Source organism: Dawidia cretensis, from assembly GCF_018598175.1.
In the GTDB taxonomy this organism is placed as follows: Bacteria; Bacteroidota; Bacteroidia; order Cytophagales; family Cyclobacteriaceae; genus Ohtaekwangia; species Ohtaekwangia cretensis.
In genome coordinates, this window is the sequence record NZ_JAHESE010000016.1 from 58,985 (window position 1) to 84,746 (window position 25,762).

20 protein-coding genes are annotated in these 25,762 nt (G+C 52.2%); 9 read left to right on the forward strand and 11 right to left on the reverse strand.

The genetic code is table 11. The features are described 5' to 3' along the window. The first annotated feature begins 87 nt into the window (after positions 1-87). On the forward strand, positions 88-3,060 hold the full coding sequence (gene secDF, locus KK062_RS16135) for a protein translocase subunit SecDF (RefSeq protein ID WP_254085355.1): 2,973 nt from the start codon (positions 88-90) through the stop codon (positions 3,058-3,060). 126 nt (positions 3,061-3,186) lie between these two features. Here the strand turns inward: secDF and KK062_RS16140 are convergent, their stop codons facing one another. From KK062_RS16140 to mltG, 3 genes are all read right to left on the reverse strand, one after another. Next, positions 3,187-4,188, reverse strand: a complete 1,002-nt coding sequence (locus KK062_RS16140; RefSeq protein ID WP_254085356.1) for a YihY/virulence factor BrkB family protein — start codon at positions 4,186-4,188, stop codon at positions 3,187-3,189. Positions 4,189-4,263: 75 nt separating this feature from the next. Continuing rightward, on the reverse strand, positions 4,264-4,668 hold the full coding sequence (locus KK062_RS16145; protein ID WP_254085357.1) for an acyl-CoA thioesterase: 405 nt from the start codon (positions 4,666-4,668) through the stop codon (positions 4,264-4,266). A 6-nt stretch (positions 4,669-4,674) separates the two neighbouring features. Continuing rightward, positions 4,675-5,730, reverse strand: a complete 1,056-nt coding sequence (mltG, locus tag KK062_RS16150; protein ID WP_254085358.1) for an endolytic transglycosylase MltG — start codon at positions 5,728-5,730, stop codon at positions 4,675-4,677. A 72-nt stretch (positions 5,731-5,802) separates the two neighbouring features. Between mltG and KK062_RS16155 the strand changes: the two genes are divergently transcribed. Both KK062_RS16155 and KK062_RS16160 read left to right on the forward strand, forming a co-directional pair. Next, a complete protein-coding gene (locus KK062_RS16155) occupies positions 5,803-6,432 on the forward strand; it encodes an L-threonylcarbamoyladenylate synthase (RefSeq protein ID WP_254085359.1) in 630 nt (209 codons plus the stop codon). Positions 6,433-6,492: 60 nt separating this feature from the next. After that, positions 6,493-7,377, forward strand: coding sequence for an SMP-30/gluconolactonase/LRE family protein (locus KK062_RS16160; RefSeq protein WP_254085360.1), 885 nt, complete (start codon positions 6,493-6,495; stop codon positions 7,375-7,377). On the opposite strand, the gene recO is transcribed toward KK062_RS16160, so the two are convergent. From recO to KK062_RS16175, 3 genes are read right to left on the reverse strand one after another with little or no spacing between them, the layout of a single operon-like run. Beyond that, positions 7,374-8,042: a DNA repair protein RecO gene (recO, locus tag KK062_RS16165; protein WP_254085361.1), complete on the reverse strand. Its 669-nt coding sequence runs from the start codon at positions 8,040-8,042 to the stop codon at positions 7,374-7,376. The genes KK062_RS16160 and recO overlap by 4 nt on opposite strands. A 1-nt stretch (position 8,043) precedes the next feature. Next, positions 8,044-10,242 (reverse strand): type IX secretion system anionic LPS delivery protein PorZ, encoded by a 2,199-nt coding sequence (gene porZ, locus KK062_RS16170; protein WP_254085362.1) that lies wholly within the window; start codon positions 10,240-10,242, stop codon positions 8,044-8,046. A 12-nt stretch (positions 10,243-10,254) separates the two neighbouring features. After that, the gene (locus KK062_RS16175; RefSeq protein WP_254085363.1) at positions 10,255-10,848 is read right to left on the reverse strand and encodes a thymidine kinase; all 594 of its coding nucleotides are present in this window, start codon (positions 10,846-10,848) and stop codon (positions 10,255-10,257) included. Between the two features lie 111 nt (positions 10,849-10,959). Here KK062_RS16175 and KK062_RS16180 point away from each other — a divergent pair, with 111 nt between their 5' ends. Continuing rightward, positions 10,960-12,066 (forward strand): DUF8457 domain-containing protein, encoded by a 1,107-nt coding sequence (locus KK062_RS16180; protein WP_254085364.1) that lies wholly within the window; start codon positions 10,960-10,962, stop codon positions 12,064-12,066. Positions 12,067-12,069: 3 nt separating this feature from the next. On the opposite strand, the gene KK062_RS16185 is transcribed toward KK062_RS16180, so the two are convergent. Together KK062_RS16185 and KK062_RS16190 are read right to left on the reverse strand one after the other, a co-directional pair. After that, positions 12,070-13,476, reverse strand: a complete 1,407-nt coding sequence (locus KK062_RS16185) for an energy transducer TonB (RefSeq protein ID WP_254085365.1) — start codon at positions 13,474-13,476, stop codon at positions 12,070-12,072. Then, positions 13,469-14,059 carry an RNA polymerase sigma factor gene (locus KK062_RS16190; protein WP_254085366.1) on the reverse strand — a complete coding sequence of 197 codons (591 nt, stop codon included), beginning with the start codon at positions 14,057-14,059 and terminating at the stop codon, positions 13,469-13,471. The genes KK062_RS16185 and KK062_RS16190 overlap by 8 nt, the downstream gene beginning before the upstream one ends. Before the next feature lie 66 nt (positions 14,060-14,125). Here KK062_RS16190 and KK062_RS16195 point away from each other — a divergent pair, with 66 nt between their 5' ends. From KK062_RS16195 to KK062_RS16215, 5 genes are read left to right on the forward strand one after another with little or no spacing between them, the layout of a single operon-like run. Then, the gene (locus KK062_RS16195; protein ID WP_254085367.1) at positions 14,126-14,710 is read left to right on the forward strand and encodes a sigma-70 family RNA polymerase sigma factor; all 585 of its coding nucleotides are present in this window, start codon (positions 14,126-14,128) and stop codon (positions 14,708-14,710) included. Between the two features lie 6 nt (positions 14,711-14,716). Then, positions 14,717-14,986: a zf-HC2 domain-containing protein gene (locus KK062_RS16200; RefSeq protein WP_254085368.1), complete on the forward strand. Its 270-nt coding sequence runs from the start codon at positions 14,717-14,719 to the stop codon at positions 14,984-14,986. After that, positions 14,986-15,555, forward strand: a complete 570-nt coding sequence (gene gmk / locus KK062_RS16205) for a guanylate kinase (protein ID WP_254085369.1) — start codon at positions 14,986-14,988, stop codon at positions 15,553-15,555. The genes KK062_RS16200 and gmk overlap by 1 nt, the downstream gene beginning before the upstream one ends. A 6-nt stretch (positions 15,556-15,561) precedes the next feature. Further along, on the forward strand, positions 15,562-16,140 hold the full coding sequence (nadD, locus tag KK062_RS16210) for a nicotinate (nicotinamide) nucleotide adenylyltransferase (RefSeq protein ID WP_254085370.1): 579 nt from the start codon (positions 15,562-15,564) through the stop codon (positions 16,138-16,140). A 13-nt stretch (positions 16,141-16,153) separates the two neighbouring features. Further along, positions 16,154-18,832, forward strand: coding sequence for a DUF5686 and carboxypeptidase regulatory-like domain-containing protein (locus KK062_RS16215; RefSeq protein WP_254085371.1), 2,679 nt, complete (start codon positions 16,154-16,156; stop codon positions 18,830-18,832). A gap of 363 nt (positions 18,833-19,195) precedes the next feature. Here the strand turns inward: KK062_RS16215 and KK062_RS16220 are convergent, their stop codons facing one another. From KK062_RS16220 to secA, 3 genes are all read right to left on the reverse strand, one after another. Then, positions 19,196-21,634, reverse strand: a complete 2,439-nt coding sequence (locus tag KK062_RS16220; protein WP_254085372.1) for a DUF3971 domain-containing protein — start codon at positions 21,632-21,634, stop codon at positions 19,196-19,198. A gap of 155 nt (positions 21,635-21,789) precedes the next feature. Further along, positions 21,790-22,326, reverse strand: a complete 537-nt coding sequence (locus tag KK062_RS16225) for an SPOR domain-containing protein (RefSeq protein WP_254085373.1) — start codon at positions 22,324-22,326, stop codon at positions 21,790-21,792. A 1-nt stretch (position 22,327) separates the two neighbouring features. Next, on the reverse strand, positions 22,328-25,717 hold the full coding sequence (gene secA / locus KK062_RS16230; RefSeq protein ID WP_254085374.1) for a preprotein translocase subunit SecA: 3,390 nt from the start codon (positions 25,715-25,717) through the stop codon (positions 22,328-22,330). Between the last annotated feature and the right edge of the window lie 45 nt (positions 25,718-25,762).

The window sequence follows — 25,762 nt, forward strand, 5'->3', positions numbered from 1 at the left end:
TTCCTGGTACTTGCCTGAACTGACCGGTTTGAGCCGGCAGGACTTCAGCTATTCTTTTCTCCTGTATTTTACTTTTTACCAAACCATATGCAAAACAAAGGATTAGTAATTTCTCTCGCGGTAGTGATCACACTACTGTGTTTTTACTACCTGTCGTTTACGTTCGTCTCCTACAACGTACAACGCAAGGCAGTAGCCGCCGCCACCGATGCGAGCGGTAACATCGACATTAATAAAAAGCAGGCTTACCTGGACTCCGTGTGGACTACACCGGTGTACAACTTGCTGGGTGCAGAATTTACCTTTAAAGAGGTAAAAGACTCTGAGCTTAGCCTTGGCCTTGACCTGCAAGGCGGTATGCACGTTACCCTGGAGGTATCGCCAGCCGACATCATCAAAAGCTTGAGCGGCAACAGCCAGGACTCTGCTTTCCTGAGTGCCCTGCGCGTAGCCTCTAAAGAACAAAAGACCAGCCGCGACAACTACAGCACATTGTTCTTCCGCGCGTTTCGTAAAGCTAACCCCGACAAACGCCTGGCTTCTATTTTCGCAAACTCCTCTACGCGTGATAAGATCGCTACCAACGACGACGACAAGAAAGTGATCGACGTGGTCGATAGCGAAATAGAGAGCGCCATCGATCGTTCCTTTACGATCCTCAGCAACCGTCTCGATCAGTTTGGTACGTCGCAGCCTAACATTCAGCGTCTGCCGGGCACCGGCCGTATTCAGGTAGAAATTCCGGGTGCTGACAACCCGGCGCGTGTACGCAAGCTGTTGCAAGGTGTGGCACGTCTCGAATTCTGGGATGTGATTGAACCCAACACCCTGAACACGCAACTGCTCGCCATCAACGACGTATTGGTAAAAGAACAAAAAGCTGCAGCCAAGCCGGCGGTAGCTGCCGGTGCAACGACGAGCGCCGATACTACTGCTGCTGACAGCGATGATCTTTCTTCCCTGCTCGGCGATAGCACCAAAACTGCTTCGGCTGATTCTGCTGCTGCCCAAAAAGGCCTGGACTCGCTGCAGAACATGGCAAATGTGTCGGCTCTTTTTTCCTTGAGCAATCCTCCGAGCGCATTCCGCTATGCGCTGAAAGACACTGCTAAAATCAACGACATCTTCCGTCGTCACGACATTCGTAACCTGCTGCCCCGCACGGTAGGTGTTTTCTGGGCGAACAAGCCTGACCAGGTGGGCAACCAGGAGTCGCTCGAGCTTTTCTTCCTCGATATCGGCCGCGACGGTAAGTCTCGCCTGACGGGTGAAGTCATCACCGATGCACACAGCGACCTGGACGAGTATGCCCGCCACGCGGTGAGCATGAAAATGAACGCGAAGGGTACACGCACGTGGGCAAAATGGACAGCAGAAGCTGCCAGCAAATCACCGAAAGGTAGAATCGCCATCACGCTGGACAACACGGTATACTCGGCTCCTTCGGTAAATGGTGAAATCCCCAACGGTAACTCACAGATCTCCGGTAACTTTACCGACATTGAAGCGAAAGACCTTGCTAACGTCCTGAAAGCTGGTTCACTGCCGGCACCGACGAAGATCGTTGAAGAATCATCGGTTGGACCTACACTGGGTGCTGAGTCAATCCGCAACGGCATCCTTTCGATCATCGTAGGCTTCCTGATCATCATCTTCTTCATGCTGGTGGTCTATAATACCTCTGGTTGGGTAGCTGATCTCGCGGTAATCCTCAACTTGATTTTCCTGTTGGGTGTATTGGCGTCGTTAAACGCAGCGCTCACACTGCCCGGTATCGCCGGTATCTTGTTGTCATTGGCCATCGCGGTAGATGCGAACGTACTGATTAACGAACGTGTAAAAGAAGATCTGAATTCTGGTAAGAGCCTGGAAGCTTCTATTCGCGCGGGTTATAAGGGTGCCTTCTCGGCCATTATCGACTCGAACGTAACGACCTTCATTAAAGGTCTTGTGCTGCTGACCTTTGGTACCGGTCTTATCTATGGCTTTGCGTTGAACCTGATCATCGGTATCGTGTGTTCGTTCTTCACATCGGTGTTCTTTACCCGTGTTATTTTCGAATACTATACACGTCGTGGCAAGAAGATCAGCTTCTCACGCGGCTGGTCCAAGACACTGTTCCGCAGTATCAATTTCGACTTTATCGGCAACCGTAAGATCTATTATACCATCTCGGGTGCCATTGTCGTAGCTGGCATCGTGATGATTGCCTTCAAAGGCTTTAACTACGGTGTAGACTTCAAAGGTGGTCGTACATACATCGTTGGTTTTGAGAAATCACTCTCGGCTTCTGACGTACGCGGTGCGCTGACCAAATCGTTCGAAGAAACCCCGGAAGTAAAAACCTTTGGGGGTACAACGAAATACAAAATAACCACCAGCTACCTGGTAGACGACGATTCTGATGAAGCTACTGTAAAAGCAGAACAGCGACTCGAAGAAGGTCTGGCGACGATTGGCGACAATAAGGCAGAAGTGTTGAGCTTCTACAAAGTAGGCCCGACAATTGCAAACGACATCAAGGTGTCTGCTGTTTATTCGCTGCTCATTGCCGTAGTGCTTATGTTCCTCTACATCCTGATCCGTTTCCGCAAGTGGCAGTTCGCCCTCGGTACGGTAGTGAGCTTGTTCCACACGGTGTTAGTCGTGCTTTCGCTCTTCGTACTGTTAGAGCCGATCATGCCGTTCACCATGGAAATCGACCAGGCTTTCGTCGCTGCGATCCTGACGGTAATTGGTTACTCTATCAACGACTCCGTGGTGGTGTTTGACCGCGTGCGTGAGTTCCTGTCGCTGAAGAAAAGCTCTGAAAGCACCTCCTCAGTGGTAAACAATGCCTTGAACGACACGCTGAGCCGTACCCTCATTACCGGTATGTCAACGCTGTTCGTACTGGTGATCCTCTTCTTCTTTGGAGGCGAAACGATCAAAGGCTTTACGTTTGCCATGTTGATTGGTGTATTGATTGGTACATATTCGTCACTCTGTATCGGCACCCCGGTACTGGTTGACTTCTCACCCGAAGAAAAACAAGCCGAGCCCAAGCCGGTTGCGGCGTAAAGCATACGCTTTTTGATACTGAAAGGCCGCCTCCATCGAGGCGGCCTTTTTTGTTTTTAAGGAGATATCAGATCTTGGGGAATGTCTACAGACGCCAGTGTTTGCTGGCGCAGCAAAACCTTCCTATCACCGGAAGCTCTTTCCAAGTTTCTCCTGCTTCAGCTTATCACGAAACTTGCGGGCATTCCAGAGTGCCTGCTGACGGATAGCGTGGTGTAGCGTGGCATTTATTTCATAGCCGATCAACAACACGACTGTAACCAACTGTACCCATACCATAATAGCAATCAACACGCCGATGGAGCCATAGACCTTGTTGTATGTGGCGAAGTTGGTGATGTAATAAGAGAATCCATAACAGACTCCCAGTGTGAGCAGGGTCGCGATGAATGAGCCGATGGAAAAGAAACGCCAGTTGTAGTGGATCGCCGGGCCGAAATAGTATAGTGCCGAGATGGCGATAAAGAATACGATGAAGATAACCACAAAGCGTAGGAAAAACAGCAGGAATACAGTAAAGCTGGTGAGGTGCAGCCAGGAGAATTGCTCGAAGTATTCCAGCACCAACTGACCCACTACCAGCAGGATGATGGCCAGGAACACCACAAACGCGAGGTTAAAGGTAAGTCCTGTGGCGATGAGCCGGGTCTTGAGGCCGCTGCGGCGCTCGACCGTGCGGTAGCAGGCGTTGAAGGCGCGGATGAGGGCCATCGTGCCGTTGGTGGAGAGGTATATCGAAAACACAAAGCCCAACGACAGCAGACCACCGCGTTGGTTGCTGACGATGTCCATGACGGTAGGGGAGATCACATCGTACATACTGGTGGGCATCATGTCGCCCAGAAACCCCAGAATGCTTTCGTTGGTGATGTCCGGAAAGAACCGGGTGAGGTAGGGGATCAACGTAAAGAGAAAGATGATGGCGGGGAAAATAGCCAGGATAAAGTTATAGGCCACCGCGTTGGACCGGTCCATGATCTCATCTTCTGCCAGGTTGTGAAAGAACAGCTTGACGATCTTATACAACGAAACGTTCTCGTGTTTTTTTAGCCGTATTTTCCGAAGCCGGGTAATGAATCGCCGGCCCGGATTCCATTGGAGGATAATGCGTTTGTGTTTATACTTCATCGTGTGCTGTGCATTTGCCCGTATACGATGTGCTACGGTTGTTAAAGCTAACGACTGGCGGCTAATAACAAAAGCCTAAAAGTACGGTGCGAGCAGATCTTCCATCGCCTGTGGCGGGCGGCAAGGCCGGGTGGTCGTTTTGTTGACAAAAACCAGGAGTGTTTCACCCTGGTTGATCAGCTTATTGGCCTCGTTAAAGATCTCGTATTCAAACTTGATGCGAATGCCGGGCTTCTCGCGAATGGTTGTGACAATGCGCAGCAGCTCGTCGTAACGGCCCGGCGCCAGGTATTTGGCGTGGTTTTCCAGTACCGGCAGCATCACTCCCATGTCTTCCAACGCCTTGTAGCTCATGCCCAGCTGGCGCATGGCCTCTACGCGGGCTACTTCGTAGTACATGGCGTAGTAGCCATAATACACATAGCCCATCTGGTCGGTCTCGCCGTAGCGTACCCGCACGGTTGTTTCGGAACGATACATACTTCCTTACTGCTGTTGTCTTCTCAGGGCTTCGCCCTTTTTCTGTTCGATGGTAAGCGCTTTTTGGTAACGGGCGGCGTTACGCATGTGCTCTTCGTAGCTGTTGGTAAAATTATGCTCACCCGAAAAGTCCTCCTTTGCACACATATAGTAATAATCGGTGGGGGTATAATTCAACACGGCGTCGAGCGAGTGGATCTCCGGCATGTTGATCGGCCCCGGTGGCAGTCCGGGATATTTATAGGTATTGTACGGCGAGTCGATTTCTTTGTGGCCGTTCAGTACGCGTTTCAGCGAAAAGTCACCGACCGCAAAGACCAGCGTGGGGTCGGCTTGCAGGGCAATGTCTTTGCGCAGGCGGTTCAGATACAAGCTGGCGATGACGGGAGCTTCGCTCTTGCGAATGGATTCGGCTTGTACGATAGATGCCAGGATGGAAACCTCCATGGGCGTGAGGCCGGCCTTCCTGGCTTTCTCGACGCGCTCGGCACTCCAGAAGCGATCGTACTCCTCGTGCATGCGATTTACCAGGCCATCGGGTGAAATGTTATAGTACACTTCGTAAGTATTGGGAATGAACATGGCCAGTACGTTGTCTTTCGTAAAGCCATTGCGGTTGCTCATGGTAAACTTGACTACCGCTGCTTCAAACTCCTCGGGCGTCATGCCCAGGTTGCGGGTGATGCGTTGGGCGAGGTCTTTCACCAGCCGTACGTTGTTAAACGTGATCTTCACGGGCTCCTGCTTACCCGCCCGCAATATGCGCAAGGCCTCCAGGTTGGTCATGTTGCTGCGGAGCACGTAGCGACCGGCCTTGATTTGGTTGGCGTAGCCGGTCAATTTGGCCAGAAAACTGAAGGAAATGAGGTCGTTAACATACCTTCCCTTGTGAAGCTTTGCCTGGAGATCTTTAAAGTTGTCTTTTTCGTCGACAACGAGGAGTTTGCTATCCATCTGCACCAGGATGTTTGGCGTGTACACGATCTGATAGGCGTAATACGCAAACGAAATACCCAGGACGGAAACTACCAGAAAAACAACAATACGTTTATTCGCTTTCATAACACTCTTGAGCTGCAAAAATACTAAAATGCCCCGGAACCGCGCCCGGGCAGGAATGGTTATCTTTCCAGCATGGCAGCCGAATTAATAAGCATACACCCCCGTAACCCCGAACCCCGTAAAATCGAACAGGTAGTAGCGGTATTAAAGCGCGGCGGCATCATAATCTACCCCACCGACACCATTTATGGTATTGGTTGCGACCTCATGAACCGGAAATCGATCGAACGGCTGTGCCAGATAATGAATATCAAACCGCACAAGCTCGATCTTTCGTTCATCTGCAACGATCTCAGCCACATTTCCGAATTCGCCAAGCGCATCGACACGCCGGTGTTTAAAATTCTCAAAAAAGCCCTGCCCGGACCGTATACGTTTATCCTTGAGTCCAGCAGCCGCGTGCCGAAAATATTGGATGTAAACAAAAAGACCGTCGGCATCCGCATTCCCGATCACAACATTCCGCGCATGTTGGTAGAAAAACTTCAGAACCCGCTCATTACAACATCTATCAAAGACGACGACGCGATCAAGGCTTATACTACCGACCCCGAGGAGATATACGAAGACTTTAAACACCAGGTTGACGTGGTCATAGACGGCGGTATCGGCGGCAATGTACCCTCCACCGTCGTCGACTGTACCACTGATCCTATGACCATCATCCGCCAGGGGTTGGGTGATATTGAACAGTATTTATGAACGGTTGGGCAACATTGGCACGTATTGTGTAAAATTGTATAGACTAAAAAACAACTGCCCATGCGAATAATCCCCATGCTGACACTGGCGCTGTGTGCTTTTGGCACATGCTATGCACAGCAATCTACCGACTTGTTTCAAACCCGCGATTTCACCGCCGAAAACCTCTTTACCGAAAACATCGAAGGCCCTGCCTTTGACGCCGCCGGTAAACTGTACGTCGTAAACTTTCAGCAAGACGGCACCATCGGTCAGGTTGCGCCCAATGGTGAAGTATCGCTCTTTGTAAAACTACCCGACGGTAGCACGGCCAATGCCATTCAGTTTGGCAGCGATGGCACCATGTACCTCGCCGACTTCGCCGGCCATAACGTGTTACAGATAGACATGAAAACGAAGGTCGTGCGTGTCTATGCACACACCGACGACTTCAATCAACCCAACGATATTTGTATCAACCGCCGCGACCAGATCTTCGCCTCTGATCCCAACTGGAAAGAAAGCACCGGCAAACTCTGGCGCATAGACAAGGGTGGTAAGCCCGTGTTGCTCACCGACAAGATGGGCACCACCAATGGCATCGAGCTCAGCCCCGACGAAAAGATCCTATACGTAAACGAAAGCGTACAAAAGAAAATCTGGGCATTTGATGTTGATAAGCAAGGTAACATCTCCAATAAGCGCCTCTTTGCTGAGTTTCCGGACTTTGGGTTTGATGGGATGAAATGCGATAAGAAAGGCAACCTGTATGCTACCCGCTATGGAAAAGGTGTTGTCGTGGTACTTTCCCCGCAAGGGAAGGTTATTCGCGAGGTGGTGTTGAAAGGGAAGAAATGTAGCAACCTGGTATTTGGTGGTGCCGGGGGGAAGCATGTATATATTACGTTGCAAGACCGGAAGGGGATGGAGACATTTCAGAACGACATTCCCGGCAAAGCTTACTAACTCAACACCTCCCGCAACACGGGAAGTGATTTAACTTCGCCGATCGTCTCGATGTGATCGGTATAAAATTTTAGAATAAGCTCCAGCAGCTCACGGCGTTGAACGTTTGTGAGCTGCAGCGGGGCATCGTACTCCGTTTTAATCAGCGTTTCCAATAGTCCCTCCGTTTCTTCCGTAGCAAAACGCCCACCCACCACTTCGTTCTTGTTATACGCGCCGAAGCCCAGGTGGCGGCTTAGCTTTAAGAGAAAGAGCAGGTGGAAATTCTCGACGCCTTCCGTTTGACGATCCAATGCTATAAACGAGCGGATCAGGAATTGACACAGCTCCTGCGCGTGGCTTTCCTCCTTGATGGTCTTGTTGATCATCTCGTTCAGGAACATGGCAATGGTCGACTTGCGTACATCGGTCGGTATAGATTGATAGGGGTAGAGACACTTGATCTCCTTGATGCGCATGATACCGGCGTTCTCTTTATGATAGACCACAAGGTCCAGTAATGTCATCGGTTGGTATAATGCAATGCGGCTGCGGGCCGACTTGCTGCGCACACCGTTGACGATATACGCCTGCATGCCGAACAGCTCGGTAAAGATGTTGACAATAATGGACGTCTCGCCATACTTGGTAAACCGGAAAACAACGCCGTGTGTTTTATGCAGCATGTTAGTCGATCACGGCGATTTTACCCACGGCGCTTTCGCTGCCATCGGGTGTAGAGGCAAAAACGAGGTATATACCGGTAGCGGCGCGTTTGCCGTGGTAATCTTGTACGTTCCAGGAGGCCGTGCCCCCCTGTGCCTGGGTCTGCCAGACCATTTTGCCGCTGATGTCGGTGATCTTGACAACGGCGTCGGTCGCTAAACCATTGATGGCCACGGTACCCATAAACGCCGAGGTGACCGGGTTGGGAAATATTTTGACCTGCTGGAATACGGCCGTGCCTTCGGTGGCATCACCGCGGAACGAGACCAGGCCCTTATCGGTGGCGAAAAATACTTCGCCGGTTTGGGCATTGATTTCGATGTCCAGGATGTTGTCGGAAAGCAGCGGGCTGTTGGCGGTCGTAAAGTGATGCACGAGGGCTTCGCCCGTGGGATTAAACAGCCAGACGCCGCGGCTGGTGCCCATCCACTTACGATTGCCACCGTCGATGGCAATGCTGGTCACCTGGTCATCGCGCAACAGAAAGCGGCTTTCGAAAATAGGCCGCGAGGCGTCGTTGGTCGGGTCAAAGAAATAGGATACACCGGCGGCCGTTCCGGTCCAGACGAGGCCGTCGCGGTCGGTCACCGCGGTAAGGACACTGCGGTTCGGCAAAGCACCGGACCCTGCTGTTTCTGTAATATACTCCGAGCCACCGGTGGCCAGGTCATACACCAAAATACCGCCGTCTACTTCCGGATCCAACACAGCCCACACGTAACCAAAGGGGTCGAGGGCGAGGTCGATCGGATAACGCGCCGCCGCAAAGGGTGCCGTCACCGACTCCCACGTGTTGTCAGGCTTGAGTAAATGCAGGGGCGTGCTGGTGCCGTAGTTCGCTACCCATAGCCCTTCTGTTGCGGGCGCCAGCGCGGTGACTTTCACGGCCGTGCCATCGCTCTTCAGCGGGCTGTTGCCGGCCGCCAATACCTTGATGTTTCCTCCCTGGTTTACTTCCAGGCCACCCTGGAACGATGCCGCATATACCGTGGAGGTGTGGATGTCGACGGCCACATCGGTAATGTCGGGCAGCGTGGCCGTTGTGGCCGACCAGGTACCTTGCTCAAATTTGTTGATTATACCGGCGCGGTTCAGCGGCTGGCGTGCGGCGGAATATCCTCCTGACACCGCATAGATCACACCCCCCGCATATGTCAGTCGCGATGCCGGCGGTCCTGCCGGGCCATTGGGCAGGTATTGTTGAAATGCCCCCGTGTCGTCGGAGAGTAAGCCGTTAAGCCCGTCACCGATCCAATATTTACCACGGTTTTCTGCCAGGGTTAAGGGCTGCTGAATAAGGACGTCGGTAATGGGTGTGGGTTCGCCGGTACCGGTAAAGCGCCAGATTTTTCCGCTTTCAATCACGAGCAGTGCTTCACTCGTGGCCGACACAGCCTGAAACGTACTGCCAGCAAAAATACTTTCTTTTATCCAACTGCCGGCGGTATACCGGTATAGGCCGTGTGTGTCCAGCGCCGCATATAGCGATCCTTGAAAAATCGCCACAGTCTTCGCGGCTGCGTTAAGCTCACCGCTGTCGAAGTGTCGCCAGTTTCTAAAGTCCAGCAGGTTGGAGCTCACACGGCCTGCCAGAACACCTTTTTCAGTCGCCAGGAAAATGCTGTCTTCGCGCACAGCGGCAGCGTTGATCTTCAAGGTGTTGCCGGTGTTGCCCAGGTCGCGCCACGTTTCTTTTACTTCGGCACGCGGCAGGTCTAGCACCAGCACACCAAAGTCGGTGGAGAGATAGGCCAGACTGCCTTGCACTAAAATATGGTTGATGCGTCGCGAGCCGGTAATGGTCGACTGGCGCAGCGGGTCGAGGGTCTTGAGGGTATTGTTCCAGAGTATATCGATTACGCCGTCGTCGTAGGCGATGAGCAGCTGTTTTGTGGTGGCGTCGGCCTGAATGGCGGTGATTGTGCCGCCGTGGAGGCCGTCGAGCTTCGAAATGACCGAAAGGCTCTTGTCCTCGCGCGCGAAGATCATGATCGCGTTGGCGGAGGCGCCGTATACGTGCGCGTCGTCGGCCGTGATCGCAGCGATGGCATGAAAGGAGGCGTGCACACGCCAGGTGCCCAGGGGGATGTCTTGCGCCGTGGCCCAGAGGGTCGGCAGCAAAACAGCGGCCCAGCAAAAGAAGTAGCGGAAGTCTTTCATCCCCAGAAAATTCTATCGGTCCGGATCTTTTTTTCGTTCTTTCAAGCCTTGCATAAACGCCTGGCGGCTTCGTGCCTCATATTCGGAGCGCTGCCCCAGCATGACTTGTTGCTCGTTTTCGGTGAGCCGAAAGGAGAACGAAGCCAGTTCGCCCGTTTGTGCGCAGATGGCATGAACTTTTGTAACAAATTCCGCCACGGCCAGCAGGTTTGGCATCGACCCGAAGGGCTTGCCTTCAAAGTCCATGTCCAACCCGGCGACAATCACCCGCTTGCCGGCATTGGCCAGGGCGTTGCAGACGTCTACTATAGCCGGGTCGAAAAATTGCGCTTCGTCAATACCGACCACGTCGCAATGCCCTGCCAGCAGTAAAAGGTCACTGGCAAAATCCACCGGCGTCGAGCGGATGGTCCGTTCGTTATGCGACACGATATGCTGATCGTGATAGCGCTTATCGATCACGGGCTTAAAAATCTCTACCTTCTGGCGAGCGATAATGGCGCGGTTTAGCCGACGAATCAGTTCTTCAGTCTTGCCGGAAAACATGCACCCGGCAATGACTTCAATCCATCCGCCGCGTCTTCCCAGCTGTGGTTCGATAAACATGCGCTAAAATTAAGAGACTTTGCACATACGACCTACACCGCGTGTGGGCGATTCACTGAATATCCATTAACTTTAAGGCCAGAGAAAGCCGTAAAAATCATAAACGAACTCATGGACGAAAAGATCAGTCTGGAAGCGATTGCCCTCTATGGAGATATGTATGCCGATGCTGTACTGAAAGGATTCTTCGCATCCAGGGACAAGATCACCGGACCTGATATCCTGAAGCTGTGCAACGTACACCAGGTCAACCTGTTTGTGATCCGCGAGCTTTTGCGAAGCTGGAAAGATGAAGCCAAAAAATTGAAGAGCCCCTATTTCGACTACGAGCACCCCGACGTGCGCGAGGCGCTGGATAATTTTATGGGCACGCTCTCCCAACAGATCTCCATTGACCGGCAGCACTTTGCCCCGCTGTTAAAGAAGGCCTCGAGCCAGGCCCTGATGGCCATCTTCGATCCCTATGACTTTTACGTCATGATTCTGACCGGTAAAAACAACAAGCTTGAAGTAGCTTCCTTCCGCGACGAGATCAAATACATGAAGGTCAACAAGGCCCCGCTCGATAGAATGTTGCTGCGCATGGAGCAGCGCAACATGACGGAGCTGGCCGGCAACGAGGCCTTTGCCGTACTCGACGAGATTCTCGAAGAGGTGAATTTTACGCCCGAAGACGTAGACGATTATATAGAACAATTTTCGGCGGTCGTGCCACTGGACCCTGCGAGCTTCTATGTGTCGACAGCCCCCGTTGTACCGCCGGTAAGGCAGGCTCCGCCACCACCCCCTCCAGCCGAAGTACGTCGCCCTACGCCACCCCCGCCACCGGTGTCAACGCCGCCGGTTTCGACTCCGCCTGTTTCGCAGGCGCCGCCACAGCCCAAGCAACACAACACCATGCGTCCCCCGGCACCTACCGGCGCGGCCGCATCGCTCAACGAAAAGCATAGCCGCGAGAGCCGCTCGTCGCTGGGAAATAACCTGCACAAGATCTCGCGTATCAAAGACAGCCTGACGATCAACCAGAAGTTTATGTTCACCAAAGTGCTCTTTCACGGTGACTTCGAACTGTTCAGCAAAGCTATCGATCGCCTCGACCAGCTCGACACCATCCAGTCGGCACTGCGCTACATTGAAGAAGAGCACGCGTCTACCTGGGATCGCGACAGCGAAGAGTTTCATGAATTCATGGAGCTTGTCGAGAAGCGCTTTATCTAGCGCCTACTTCTTTTTAGGCAGGCGGAACTTCAGCCGCACTTTTACATTGTCCCTGACCGCTTCGTCCGCACGTTTAGAAGGCTGCCACTTGGGCCCGTTCTTAATGAGGCGAATCACCTCTTCGTCGCAACCATAACCGAGCCCTTTCAGTACTTTAAAGTCCGTAATCCGGCCGGAGGATTCTACGGTGAACTGGATCGTTACCTTGCCTTCTACCTCGTTGGCGAGTGCCTGCTCGGGATAGTGCAGGTTGGTTTCCAGGTATTGTTTGTACGCGCCACGGCCGCCGGCGGGAACCGCCAGCTGGAAGGTGGCGAGGTCTTCTTTCAACGGACCATTGTCGGTACCAAACCCGGTCACGACAACTTCACTCAATTGCGACACGTCCTGATCTAACTGTACGTCTACATTTTCAGTATCACCGAGCGGCACTTCTTTGCTTTGCATGCCGATGAATGAAAACGCCAGCATGGTGTTTTTTTCATCTTCCACGCGAATGTGGTAGTTGCCGTTGATGTCGGTCACGGTTCCCTGATCGGTACCCGCCACCATTACATTCACGCCGGGGATACCAGTGCCGTCGTCTGAGAGCGTTACTTTACCATGAACGGTTTTCGTCGGCGGCGGGGTGACGTCGTTCAGTGTGTCGGCAGTGCGCGTGATTGATACACCGGCTACACGGCCCGAAAGAGTTGAAGGTGTGTATGCCAGCTCCTTTTTCGTCTCCACGTCTTTGTCCGCGCTTTGCATCGCGAGAGACTTGCGCTTGCGCGTATCGTCTTCCCGGTCATCGGCCGGTTCGGTCTTGAGTTCAGCTTCTGGTGCTGCCGGTGGAGCCTCCTGGACTTCGGCTACAACAGGTTGTTGTTCTTCAAAATGGTCCGTTGATTCCCCGGCATCCGCTACCTGGCCTGGCGTTGACGTAGGTTCCGGCGCGCGGTTAAGACGGAGAGATCCAGATTCATCTGCGGTAGGATCTCCGGGCTTGCTCGCAACAACGCCTGGTTTGGGAGGAGATGTCACGACGGAGTCAGTCTGTGGCCGGGCGGGAGCGGCGGCGGCTTCCTGGCGCGCTGGCGGTGGCGTTTGTAGGGCCAGTCGTTCGTCCGGGGTCGATACCATGCGCACAATAATAGCCGTAGCGACCGCCAGCAACAGCAGCGTGGCGGCAATGCGCAACGCCCATACGCGTAGTGATATCCCAGGGGTGGTTTTTTGGGAGGCTTGCCGCAACGAGGCCTGCAACTGCTGCAGGTCGGCCGACAGGTCGGCTGGGACAAGCTGCGCCGCACCTTCCAGCGCTTCGGCCAGGAAGGGATCGTACAGTGCCTTTTTCTCCAGGGCATGCATTTCCGCCGGCGAAAGCTCGCCGTTCAGGTATCGTTCGATATCGTGATGGTCGTTAGCCATGTTGTTCCATACAGATCTTCAGGTTCCGCTTGCCGTTCTGGATGTAGCTTTTTACGCGATTATCCTCAAAGCCCGTCGCCAGCACAATCTCTTTATAACACAGTTGCTTTAGATAAAACAATTGTACGCACTGTTTCTGTTCAGGGGCCAGCGTTTCGATGCATTTCTCTAATTTATTGAGATTTGCTTCCGTCTCTGGTGCTTCTTCCGGATGCGTCGCCAGCGCATTTTCCATAAGAAAACCTGGTATTTCTTTCTGCTGCCGGCTTTTCTGGGCTCGCAGCTGCATCAGGCAATGGTTGCGGGCCGTGACATACAGCCAGCTTTTAAAGTTGGCGACCTCGTGTTCGCGCAGCACGGTGACCAGTTTCTCAAACAGCTGCATGACGGCGTCACGGCTTTCCTCCCGGTCCTTCAGGTATTTCAGGCAGACGCCATACACCAGGGGCATGTACCGGTTGTAAAGCTCGCCGGCCACGTCCAGGCTGCCTTCCTTTCGATACAGCGCCACCAGGGTGTCATCGGTACTATTTTTATAATGGGTGGCCTCCGGCATGGGGTTGAAAAATAGTAAAAAAAACACGGCGTTTTGAATGTTATCACAAGAAGGTACACACGTTGTGCTTTTTTGCTATTTTTAAGACCGCATATGGAAGAACTCCCGAAACAACAATATACAGACGCCGAAAGACAGCACATCTTCAACGACGAGTTTATGCCCCACATAAACGCCATGTACAACTTTGCCTATCGTCTGACATTAGACGGTGACGATGCAAAAGATCTGCTGCAGGACACGTATTTAAAAGCGTATCGATTTTTAGATTCATTTCAACAAGGAACTAATGCGAAGGCATGGCTGTTTCGGATTTTGAAGAACAGCTTCATTAATGACTACCGGAAGAAGAGTAAAGAACCTTCTAAGGTGGACTATCAGGAAGTTGAGAGCTATTATAACTCTGAGGAGGTAGATAGGCAAATTACGCCCGATCTGCGTGTGGAGGCGCTGAAGGACATGATCGGCGATGAGATCTCCAATGCGTTGAATGCTCTTGACGTTGATTTCAGGACGGTCATTATACTATGCGACCTGGAAGGTTTCAAGTACGAGGAAATGGCGAAGATACTGGATATACCAATCGGAACCGTTCGTAGCAGACTTCACAGAGCCCGTAATCTGCTGAAGGAAAAACTAAGTGAGTACGCGAAAGAAATGGGTTACAAAACCGTCTAAAATCAAATGGATTCAGATAAGAGTTATATGAAGCAAGACTGTCCTGAAAAGAACGAATGTCTTAAAAAGCTCCAGGCTATTCTGGACGGCGAAGCGACCCCCGAGCAGCGAACCGATTTTCTGGAACACCACCTGGAGGAATGTTTACCCTGCTATAAAAACTATCACCTCGAAGTGGCTATCCGCCAGTTGTTAAAAGCAAAATGCTGCCAGGAAGCTCCGCAGGATCTTATCGAAAGCATCAAGAGCAAGTGTACTGAAAAATTGTCTAGCTAATGGCAGGCAAAGCGTTGATCTTCTGTGCCCCCTCCGGCTCGGGAAAAACCACCATTGTAAGACACCTGCTCACCAACAATCCATCCCTGGGTTTCTCCATTTCGGCATCCACCCGCGATAAACGCGGCCGTACCGAAGCACATGGCCAGGACTATTACTTCCTATCCCCTGACGAGTTCAAAAAGCGCATCGACGCCGACGAGTTCATTGAATGGGAAGAAGTATACGAAGGTAATTTCTACGGTACCCTCAAATCAGAGATCGAGCGCATCTGGAAAGAAGGCAAAGACGTCATCTTTGATGTCGATGTAAAAGGCGGCCTCGCGCTGAAAAAATATTTTGGCGACAAAGCCCTTGCTATTTTTGTAAAAGTTCCCTCCCTGGAAATTCTCAAAACCCGTCTCAACGACCGCGGTACAGAATCTCCCGAAAGCCTCTCCCGCAGATTGTTCAAAGCACAGTTCGAAATGTCCTTCCAGGATAAATTCGACCAGGTGCTGGTGAACGAAACCCTCGACACCTCGCTGCGCGAAGCCCAAAAACTCTACGACGATTTCAAAACCAACTAAAAGCCGGTGAAGATCGGACTCTTCTTTGGCTCCTTCAATCCCATACACATGGGACATCTCATCATTGCCAACCTCCTGGTGGGGTCTACGGACCTGAAGAAAGTATGGTTTGTCGTGTCGCCACTCAACCCGTTCAAGTCCAGCAAAGGCCTGTTACATGAATTCGACCGGTACGACATGGTGCGGGCCGCGATCCACGACAATTATTCACTGGAAGTATCCGACGTAGAATTTAACCTTCCCAAACCCAGCTATACCATACACACTCTCGTGCACTTACGCGAGCGGCATCCCGACACTGAGTTCAAAGTGATCATGGGCGAAGACAACCTCGCGTCGTTCACCAAATGGAAGAACCACGAGCGTATCCTGAATGATTACGGTTTATATGTGTATCGCCGCCCCCATGTGCAACTTTCGGAGCCGGTTACGCATCCTAACATTACCTTCGTGGAAGCCCCACTGTTGGATATTTCGGCTACTTTCATTCGGAATTGCATCAGAAACAAACAATCCATTCGTTATCTGGTGCCGGATGTGGTGGAGGAAATGATTCGCGCAAAAGGATTTTACCAGGAGCACTAATAACCCCAGTTGTATGTCTTTTCTACCCCCGCTGCCCCGTCGTTTTATGGATCAAGGGCTGGCCTGCTATAAAACCCTTTGCCTTCTGGCGGGCACCATTGTGCTTTCCCTGTCGGGGTATGCGCAAGGTATACGTGGCACGTTGCAAGACGAGACCGGCAAGCCCTTGCCTTATGCCACCATTTTTGTGCGGCAGATCGGTACCGGCACCACCTCCAATGAAAACGGCTTGTACGAAGTGGCGCTCGACTCGGGTCACTATGAGATTGTATACCAGTACCTGGGCTACGAAACCGCCGTGCGCATCATCGACGTCGACAAGAGTTTCCGCGAAGTAAACGTTTCCCTCAAGCCCCAGGCCACCGTGCTACCCACCGTCGTGGTACAAGACGGCAAAGAAGACCCCGCCTACACCATTATGCGCAGGGCCATCGCCAAAGCCAAATATCATACTCAGCAACTGGATGGTTACTCCGCCCGCGTATACATAAAAGGCGCCGGCAAACTAAAAGATTATCCCTGGCTGGCCAAGCGTACCCTGCAAAAAGAAGGCATCGAAAAAGGCCGCGTGTATATTTCGGAATCCGTCAGCGATGTAAAATATACCCGCCCCAAGAAGTTTGAGGAGAAGGTGATTTCCATTCGCAGCGACGGCAAAGACAATAATACCTCGCCCAACCAATACATCTTCGGCAGCTTCTATGAGCCCGAAGTTGCCGAGACTGTTTCGCCCATGTCACCCCGTGCTTTTTCATACTATAAATTTGAATATCTCGGTACCTTCCAAGATCGCGACTACGCCGTAAGCCGTATCAAAGTCATTCCCCGCGTCAAAGGCGACAACGTTGTGGACGGCGTCATGAACATTGTCGAAGACTGGTGGAGCATTCACAGCATGGACATCCACACCACCCGCCTGGGGATAGACATCTATATCAAGGCAGTCTACGCACCCATTGAAGACAAAGCGTGGCTGCCGGTGTCGCACCAGTTCCGCATCGATGGAAAGGTCTTTGGTTTTGAGTTTGAGTATAAATATCTGGCCACGGTGAGCGACTACAAAATCAAACTCAATTCTGCGCTCTACGTCCAGACCGATAAAATGGAGGTGATCGACGAGAAGATCCAAAAGCAGGAAGCACGGCAGGCGAAGACCACGGCCCCACGTCGCCAGCCCGATAACGCCAAACAATTGCAAGAACGACTGCAGTCCGGCAAAGAGATTACCCGCAAGGAATTAAAGACGATCATGAAGGACTATGAGAAGCAGGAGCTGCGCCAGCAGAAACAGCCTGAAGTCCTCTCTGAAACGGTATTCGAGATCGACAGCGGTGCTTTTAAGAAGGACTCGACCTATTGGGCGTCTATGCGCCCCGTACCCCTGACACCGGAAGAAGTAAAAGGTTATCAAAAGTCCGACAGCACCGCCGAAATTGAAGCCCGCAAAGAAGCCGGTGATACCTTGAAGCAATCCAAACACGCCGGTTTCCAGCCGTGGGATCTGTTGATCGGCGACACCTACAAAGTCTCCAAGCACTCCAACGTTAAAATACACTTTCCCATGCCCGGCTTCAACACGGTCGAGGGCTGGAATTTGGTATACAAAGTGTCGTTCGGTACGATCCTACAAGACACCAACAAAACGCGCCTCAGTATTACGCCCGCCTTCCGCTACGCTTTTTCGCGCAAGGTGGCCTCCGGCAATCTAAAATTTGTATTGCGTAACAAGATATACCGATTCGAGGTAGAAGGCGGCCGATATGTGCGTCAGTACAATGCAGACCAACCCATCTTGCCGATCGTCAACGACTTCATGACGCTGCTGTTGGAAGAGAACCTCATGAAGCTATACGAACGCCGCTACGTAGACGTACTATACCGCCGCAACCTGAGCGATTTTGTATCAGTAGAAGGCACGGCATCCTGGCAACGCCGCCACATGCTGCAGAATACCACGAACTATAAATGGATAGATCGCAAGAGCATCGAGGATTATACCTCCAACATCCCGGTGAACGCCGAACTGCTCGATACATCCTTTCCCGATCATGAGGCTCTCACCGCGGCTGTTAGCGTTGTCACACGCCCATGGTTGAAATATCGCATTCGCAACCGCCAGCGCCACGAAGTGGAGAACTCGTCGCCGACGTTGAGCCTCACCTATAGAAAAGGAATCTCCGACGTTCTCGGCAGCGACGTTGACTTTGATCAGCTCGAAGTAGGGGCGAAACATCAGATTGCGATCGGTGTACGCGGCCGCCTGCATTTCGCCGTGCGTGCCGGCACGTTCCTGAATGACCGTCGTATGTATTTTATGGACTACAAACACTTCCTCGGCAACCGTACACCATTTAGTACTACGGATCCGGTGGGAAGCTTTCGTTTGTTGGATTATTATACCTATTCTACGCCCGATCGTTATTTGGCGGGTAATGTATACTATCAGTTCCGTCGCTTTCTTGTTACCAGCTTCCCGTTTGTGCGTATGATGGGGATTCGTGAGAACATCTTTGTGAATTATCTTGCCACGCCGACTTCTAAGAACTATACAGAGGTGGGATATTCTATTGATGGTATTTTGCGGTTCTTCCGTTTGGAAGGAGCAGTGTCATTTCAAGATGGTCAGTATCATGACTATGGCTTTCGCGTGGGGATAGCGAGCTATTTGACAGTAAACTTCTCAGACAACTAGATCACGTGTTAATCACCTGTTGGATCAGGTTTGACAGGTGGTTTTGAAATAATTTTCGTTGGTTTGAAAATATGGAATTTAGGGTTCCACGGAGGGGGGAAGGAATTGCGTGGAGGGTCGGAGCCGGGACGGGAAAAAGGCCTTCTTCGCCGGGGACCCTTCGAGTCTGCCACAGGCTTCCTCCATAGATGTTCCACGGATGAACCACGGATGATCTACACTATATAGGATTAGAACATGCCTGTGTCAGGCCTGAATCCAGGGAGGCAAGAGCCCAGATTAAATTGGCATCAAGGGGCCACCCCGCGGACACCGCATTGTCTATTTTCAGGGGGTGACGTAAATATCAGCCATTTTAGGATGTTATTCATCCCACTCAAAATATTCATCCTTTGCCAGCTCCGCTTCCTTCTTCTTCTGCGTGCCTTTATTCTTAAACGCGTCCTTTAGTTCCTTTACCTCGTTCTTCAGATCCGAAACAATCTTCTTTTTTACTGCATCCGTATCGTACTGCACGCGATAATTATCTGCCGTTCCGGTAATCTTCAAGTATAGCTTGCTGCCCGAAGCATCTTCCTCTACGGCTTGCAATGCCTCCGGATCGCGCTGCCGGGCCAAACGCAGCGGTGTAATGACCCGGTAGTCAATCTGCTGGTCAAATGTATGCGTACCGCTCACCCGCAGACTGGTGACATTGGTCCGTATTTCCATCTGCGGTATATAGATCGTTTTATTTTCAATATGAATGTCATTCTTGATATCCGAGAACCGCAGATGGCTCAGCTCCTTATCATTCACATACCGATTCAACTTCTGCATGGGCTCAAAGTTGTTTAGCTCCCCACCTTTAATGGACACACCGATATCGGCAATCAACGTCTCGGGGAACAACCGCAGGCTCGGCTTCAATGCCATCTCCAGGTTCACGTCGGCATAGGCGCGCCCGCGCAAGTGTTTATCTTCAATAAAGCTCTGTTGAAAGTTCTCAAAAACATAAAAGGCACTGTCGAGGTATACGCCGTTCACCTTGCACGTACTTATTACATCGATCGCGTTTTTGTTCTTGGCATCAATAATGCCCGACAGCATCATGTCTCCGCCCATCGCATGCAATGTGATGTTTCGCGATACGGCCATTTCGTTTTTTACCAGCAGGTCCCCCTTCAGGTTGGCGGCGTGAAAACGCTTATATGTCATCGCCTTCACATCGCAGTTGAAGTTCAGGTTGATATTCTTTGAAATGCTGAAGGCATACTCCTGTTCCTGTTTGCCGGTGGGCTGGCCAAAGCCAATGGCGAGCAGTTGGTTCATGTCAATATAGTTCGACTTGAGGTCTGTTTCGATGCCGATCGGCTGATTCTCAAACAGCAGGAAGGTGATGATGTTCTTAAAGAAGCCGTTGAGCAAAAAGTCGCTGTTGCCCAGCTTGCCCGACACGTTGCTCAACGCCAGGTCGTTGTTGCTAAACTGCAGGTTGCCGCGCATGTCCTGTAGCGGAATCTTGCCTGCACCAAATTTCAGGTGAATATCTTGCAATTCGATCGTGCCCTGCGTCGATACCTTCTGTGCCGTGGTCCGGCGCTTGAGCAGTCCTACCTTCCCTTCAAAAGACACATCGGCCAGGAGATGGCCCGCGACATCGGAGATATTTTCTACCGGGTAAAAGTCCAGCAGCGAGCCCGCGTCAATACGCCCCTTAAAATCACAGATCACCTCCGGATCGTTGAAGTTCTGGAGCACGAAGTTGGCGACAAAGGCTTCGTTGTTAAGCTTGCCGTGCACGTTTTTCAATACCAGCGTAGCCGCTGACAAGTCGCTAATGTCGGCGCTGGCAAACGAGCCCTCCATCGTCGCTTCTTCGATCCGTGACTTGTACTCGGGGTGATAGATCGTAGCGTTGTCAAACCCAAACTTCACTGAAAACGCAGGGCTTTTACGCCGGCTGATCACACCCTTCAACGTCGACGAGAAATATACATCCCCCTTGCTCTGATACTTCTCCAGTCCGTGTGTAGCCGACTCGGGCAGCAAGGAAACAATGGTTTGAATGTCTGTATCCTGGCCGTCCACCGTCAGGTCTACTACGTTGTCATCCTTCCATCCATAACTACCCCGCACGGCAAACGAAGATTTCTTTAGTTCCAACGTAGAGGGGTGAATGGTGAGCAGCCGGTTCTGGTCGTCGTAGGTCAGGTCACTGTCGATCGTAAAATTCTTTCCTGCCAGGTAGGCCGAGCCGCTGATGTCGAGCGTTTCCGTGGTCAGCTGACCGTGCGTCTTGACGTGGTAGGTGTTTTGCACGGAGCGTATAGAAGCATCCAGCGCCTCGCTGGTGAACGTCATGTTCTTATGGTCGTGCAGATCGACGTAGTGAAACCGCGTCTTCTTCAGGTCTACGTGGCTCAGCTCAAAGGTTACTCCGCCTCCTCCTGTTCCGTTGTCGCCTTCGGTGGCTTTAAAAATGGTATAGTTGTTTTGCCCCCTGGCGTCTATGCGCAGGTTCGTTTCACTGTTGTGGATCTGTACTCCGCGAATGGTATACTTGCCGCGCCAGAGCTCCAGGGGGTGTAACTGAAATGCAAGGGTGGAGGCCGTCAGCAGCGGGTATTGCCCGGGGTGGCTATCCTCGATATAGACGTCGCGAAGCACGATCGAGATTTGTGGGAACTTCTCAAACACGGAGACGTCCATCTGGCCGATCTTGACCGGTGTCTGCAGGTTTTTGTTCGCCTCCTCGATGAACTGACGGATGATCTTGTCCTTGAACAGGAACACCGATGCCGTGAGGGAAAGTAAAAGCACGACAAGGGTTAGAACGAGGTAAAAAAATATTTTCCGGACTGTCTTCAAAAGCTTAAAAAATGTTTTGCCAAAAATACATGGCAAAATTCAAACCACAGAAAGACAGGCGGATAGAAAGCAGTAAAGTCAGTCCGGCGGACCCTACAGGGGCATCACTATTCGCTCAGGGCAATTTTCTCAGGAATAAGGATAGCAGCCGGGAAATAGCGTTTTACGGCTGTATAGTCCTGCTGAGCCTCCATGCGGCTGTAATATTTGCCCACCTTCACACGAAAGATCGGTTCGGTGAACTGCACCTCGGATTCCAGTCTGGGGAGGGAAGTCGTCAATTGTTTTTTGGCGTTCAGCGCCTCTTCCCGGCGCCCGGAGTACACTTGAATGGTGAACCCGTCAATGTAGCGACGGTTAAGGTTGCTCCGGTCGATGCTGTCCAATACGGTGTCCAGCTGCCGGTTCACGGAAAATCGCGCCTCTGTGTAGGGCTGTGTCTTGCGGTCTTCCGGGGTTCCGGTGGCGGGAGGGGCTGTAGTGGTAACAGGGGCAGTAGTCGACTCTACCTTCGGACGCCATACGGAAAGGTCTTCCGTATACTTGCTCTGTTGTGAGGTACTGCTGGTCGTTTTTTGAGTGGTCTTGCACCCTGCCAGTAGCAGGATGCAAGACGTATAGATCATTCCTTTTAACAGGTGCATGCTATTCAATTATGATACAGCGGTTGTTCGCGATGTCTTCTTCTACTTTCTTATACTTCACGTCGCGCAGTACGCGGCCGTCAGGGTATTGAACGCTCACCTTGTCGTTACGGTTGGCTACCTTGTCTGACTTGACGGGCATCACCTTCTCCTGCGGTCTTTCGTAGGGAGCCTGGGCGCGGCCATTGCCGGCAGTGCCGCCATCGCGCGCCTCGCCGTTGCCACTGCCGCTCAGCAGTGAGCGTGACTCTTCCTTCTGCTCACTCAGGCGCACCTTGTTGCGTTGTATGCGGGCTTCCTGTACTTGCTGCTCCTGCTCTTGTGTCGGGAAATCAGCTTTTGACAAGAAGGCAATCGTGTCTTCGTTCACCTTGGCCACAAACCGCTTAAACAGGTCAAAACCCGAGAACTTATAGATCAGGAGCGGGTCCTTCTGCTCGTATACCGCGTTCTGTACGGACTGCTTCAGATCGTCCATCTCACGCAAATGCTCTTTCCACTGTTGGTCGATGATGCTCAGTGTAATGACCTTCTCCATCGCCTTGATAAACTCGCCGTTGTTGGAGGTAATGCATTTGTTCAGGTTGGCAACGACGCCAATCTGCTTCTGACCATCGGTAACCTGGACCATCACGTTTTCAATGGTGGCACCGCGCTCGCGGTGCAGCTGCGTGAAGCCCGGCAGGGCGCGCTCAGCCATCAGCTTGTTCTTAGTATGATAACGCTCCAGGGCCTTGTGGTACAGGTCGTCGCCGAGCTGCGCTTCGGTCATCTTGTTAAAGGCCTCTTCGGTTACGTCGTAGTCCAAACCGAAAGTGCTTAGGGCACTCAGGCGCAGGCTTTCGTAGTCCGCGCCGTTCTTGGCATTGATTGCCATGTCCTCTGACGTATCATTCAGCATCGTCAGGATATCCAGCTCCAGGCGCTCGCCAAACAAGGCGTTGCGACGGCGCTTGTAGATAACCTCCCGCTGCGAGTTCATGACGTTATCGTATTCCAACAGACGCTTGCGTGTGCCGAAGTTGTTCTCTTCTACTTTCTTCTGAGCGCGTTCGATGGAGCTCGTCACCATCGAATGTTGAATGACTTCACCTTCTTTGAGGCCCAGCTTGTCCATGATGCGGGCAATACGCTCGGGCATGAACAGACGCATCAGGTTGTCTTCCAGCGACACATAGAACTGCGACGTACCGGGATCACCCTGACGACCCGAGCGACCGCGCAGCTGGCGGTCTACACGACGCGACTCGTGACGCTCGGTACCAATAATGGCCAGGCCACCCGCGGCACGGGATTCCGGCGTAAGCTTGATGTCGGTACCACGACCGGCCATGTTGGTGGCGATTGTTACCGTACCCGGCTTACCGGCTTCTGCTACAATCTCTGCTTCGCGTTGGTGCTGCTTGGCGTTCAATACCTGGTGCTTGATCTTGCGCATCTGCAACAGACGGCTGACAACTTCCGAGATTTCGACAGACGTTGTACCCACCAGCACCGGGCGTCCTTCGCCTGTCAGCTTGACGATATCGTCAATTACCGCGTTGAACTTCTCCCGCATGGTTTTATATACCATGTCGTCGTAATCTTTCCGTACTGCCTGTTTGTTTGTAGGGATTACGACTACGTCCAGTTTATAGATATCCCACAGCTCGCCTGCTTCTGTTTCGGCCGTACCGGTCATACCGGCCAGCTTGTGATACATACGGAAGTAGTTCTGCAGGGTAATGGTCGCGTAGGTCTGGGTGGCGTCTTCCACCTTTACGTTTTCCTTTGCTTCGATCGCCTGGTGCAGACCGTCGGAGTAACGGCGACCGTCGAGTACACGACCGGTTTGCTCGTCTACGATCTTTACTTTTCCATCCACCAGGATGTATTCTGTATCTTTTTCAAACAACGTATAAGCCTTTAACAACTGGTTCACGCTGTGAATGCGTTGTGTCTTGGTTTGATAATCGCGGATGAGCTCCTCCTTGCGTTGCAGGCGTGTCGCATCGTCCAGGCCGACTTCTTTTTCAAGCTTTGAAAGCTCGGTGCCGATCTCCGGCAGGATGAAGAATTTTGGGTCTTCGCCTTCGCCTGTGATCAGGTCGATACCTTTTTCCGTTAGCTCCACGCTGTTGTCTTTTTCGTCGATGACGAAATACAATGGCGCGTCGGCCTCCGGCATATTGCGCTTGTTGTCCTGGAGGTAGTAGTTCTCCGTCTTTTGCAAAATGGCTTTGTTGCCCGACTCGCTCAGGAACTTGATCAGTGGCTTGTGCTTGGGCATGGCGCGGTGCGCGCGGAACAGCGGCAGGCCGCCGTCCTTTTCATTGCCTTCGGTCATAAGCTTACGGGCGGTGTTGAGGTATTCGTTTATCAGCTTCTTCTGGGCTTCTACGAGCTTAAAGATGCGGGGCTTGAGGTCATAGAATTCGTGCTCGTCGCCGCGGGGCACCGGGCCGGAGATAATGAGGGGTGTACGGGCTTCGTCGATCAGTACAGAGTCCACCTCATCCACCATGGCGTAGTGGTGCTTGCGTTGTACGAGGTCTTCCGGCTCGCGCGCCATGTTGTCGCGTAGGTAGTCGAAGCCAAATTCGTTGTTGGTGCCGTACGTGATGTCGGCACGGTATGCGTTGCGGCGGGCGCTGGAGTTGGGCTCGTGTTTGTCGATACAATCTATGCTGATGCCGTGGAACTGGAAGATCGGCGCCATCCACTCGCTATCGCGGGTGGCCAGGTAGTTGTTTACGGTAACGATGTGCACGCCGCGTTTGGCCAGGGCGTTCAGGAAGGCCGGCAGGGTAGCGACCAGCGTCTTACCTTCCCCTGTGGCCATCTCCGCGATCTTGCCTTCGTGCAGTACGATACCACCGATGATCTGTACGTCGTAGTGCACCATCTCCCATTTCTGCAGCGTGCCGGCGGCAATCCACTGGTTGGCCCAGCGGGCTTTGTCACCGTCGATCTGGATGTGCTCACGGCCGGCAGAAAATTGTATATCGAAATCCTGGGCGGTAACTTCCAGGTAGTCGTTCTCCTTGAAGCGGCGTGCGGTCTCGCGCACAATGGCAAACGCCTTCGGGAGCACCTTCATCAATACTTTTTCGAGGTCTTTGTTCCGTGTAAGCTCCAGCTCGTCGATCTGCATAAAGATGGCCTCCTTGTCCTGGATCTCGAGGTCGGGATTGTCGGCGATCTTTTGGTGCAACGCCGCCAGCTGGTTGTCGATGCTTTGCAGCTCCTGGTTGATGAAGTTCTGGATATTCTTGGTTTCGGCCCGTAAAGCATCGTTGCTAAGCGATTTTAACTTCTCACCTTCCTGTTGGGTTTGCTCCACCAACGGCATGATGCGCTTGATGTCTTTCTCTGACTTGGTTCCGAAGATCTTGGCAATGAATTTCAGCATATAATGGTCGTTATACTTTCACCGCTCTGCGCCTGCCGTTGTTCA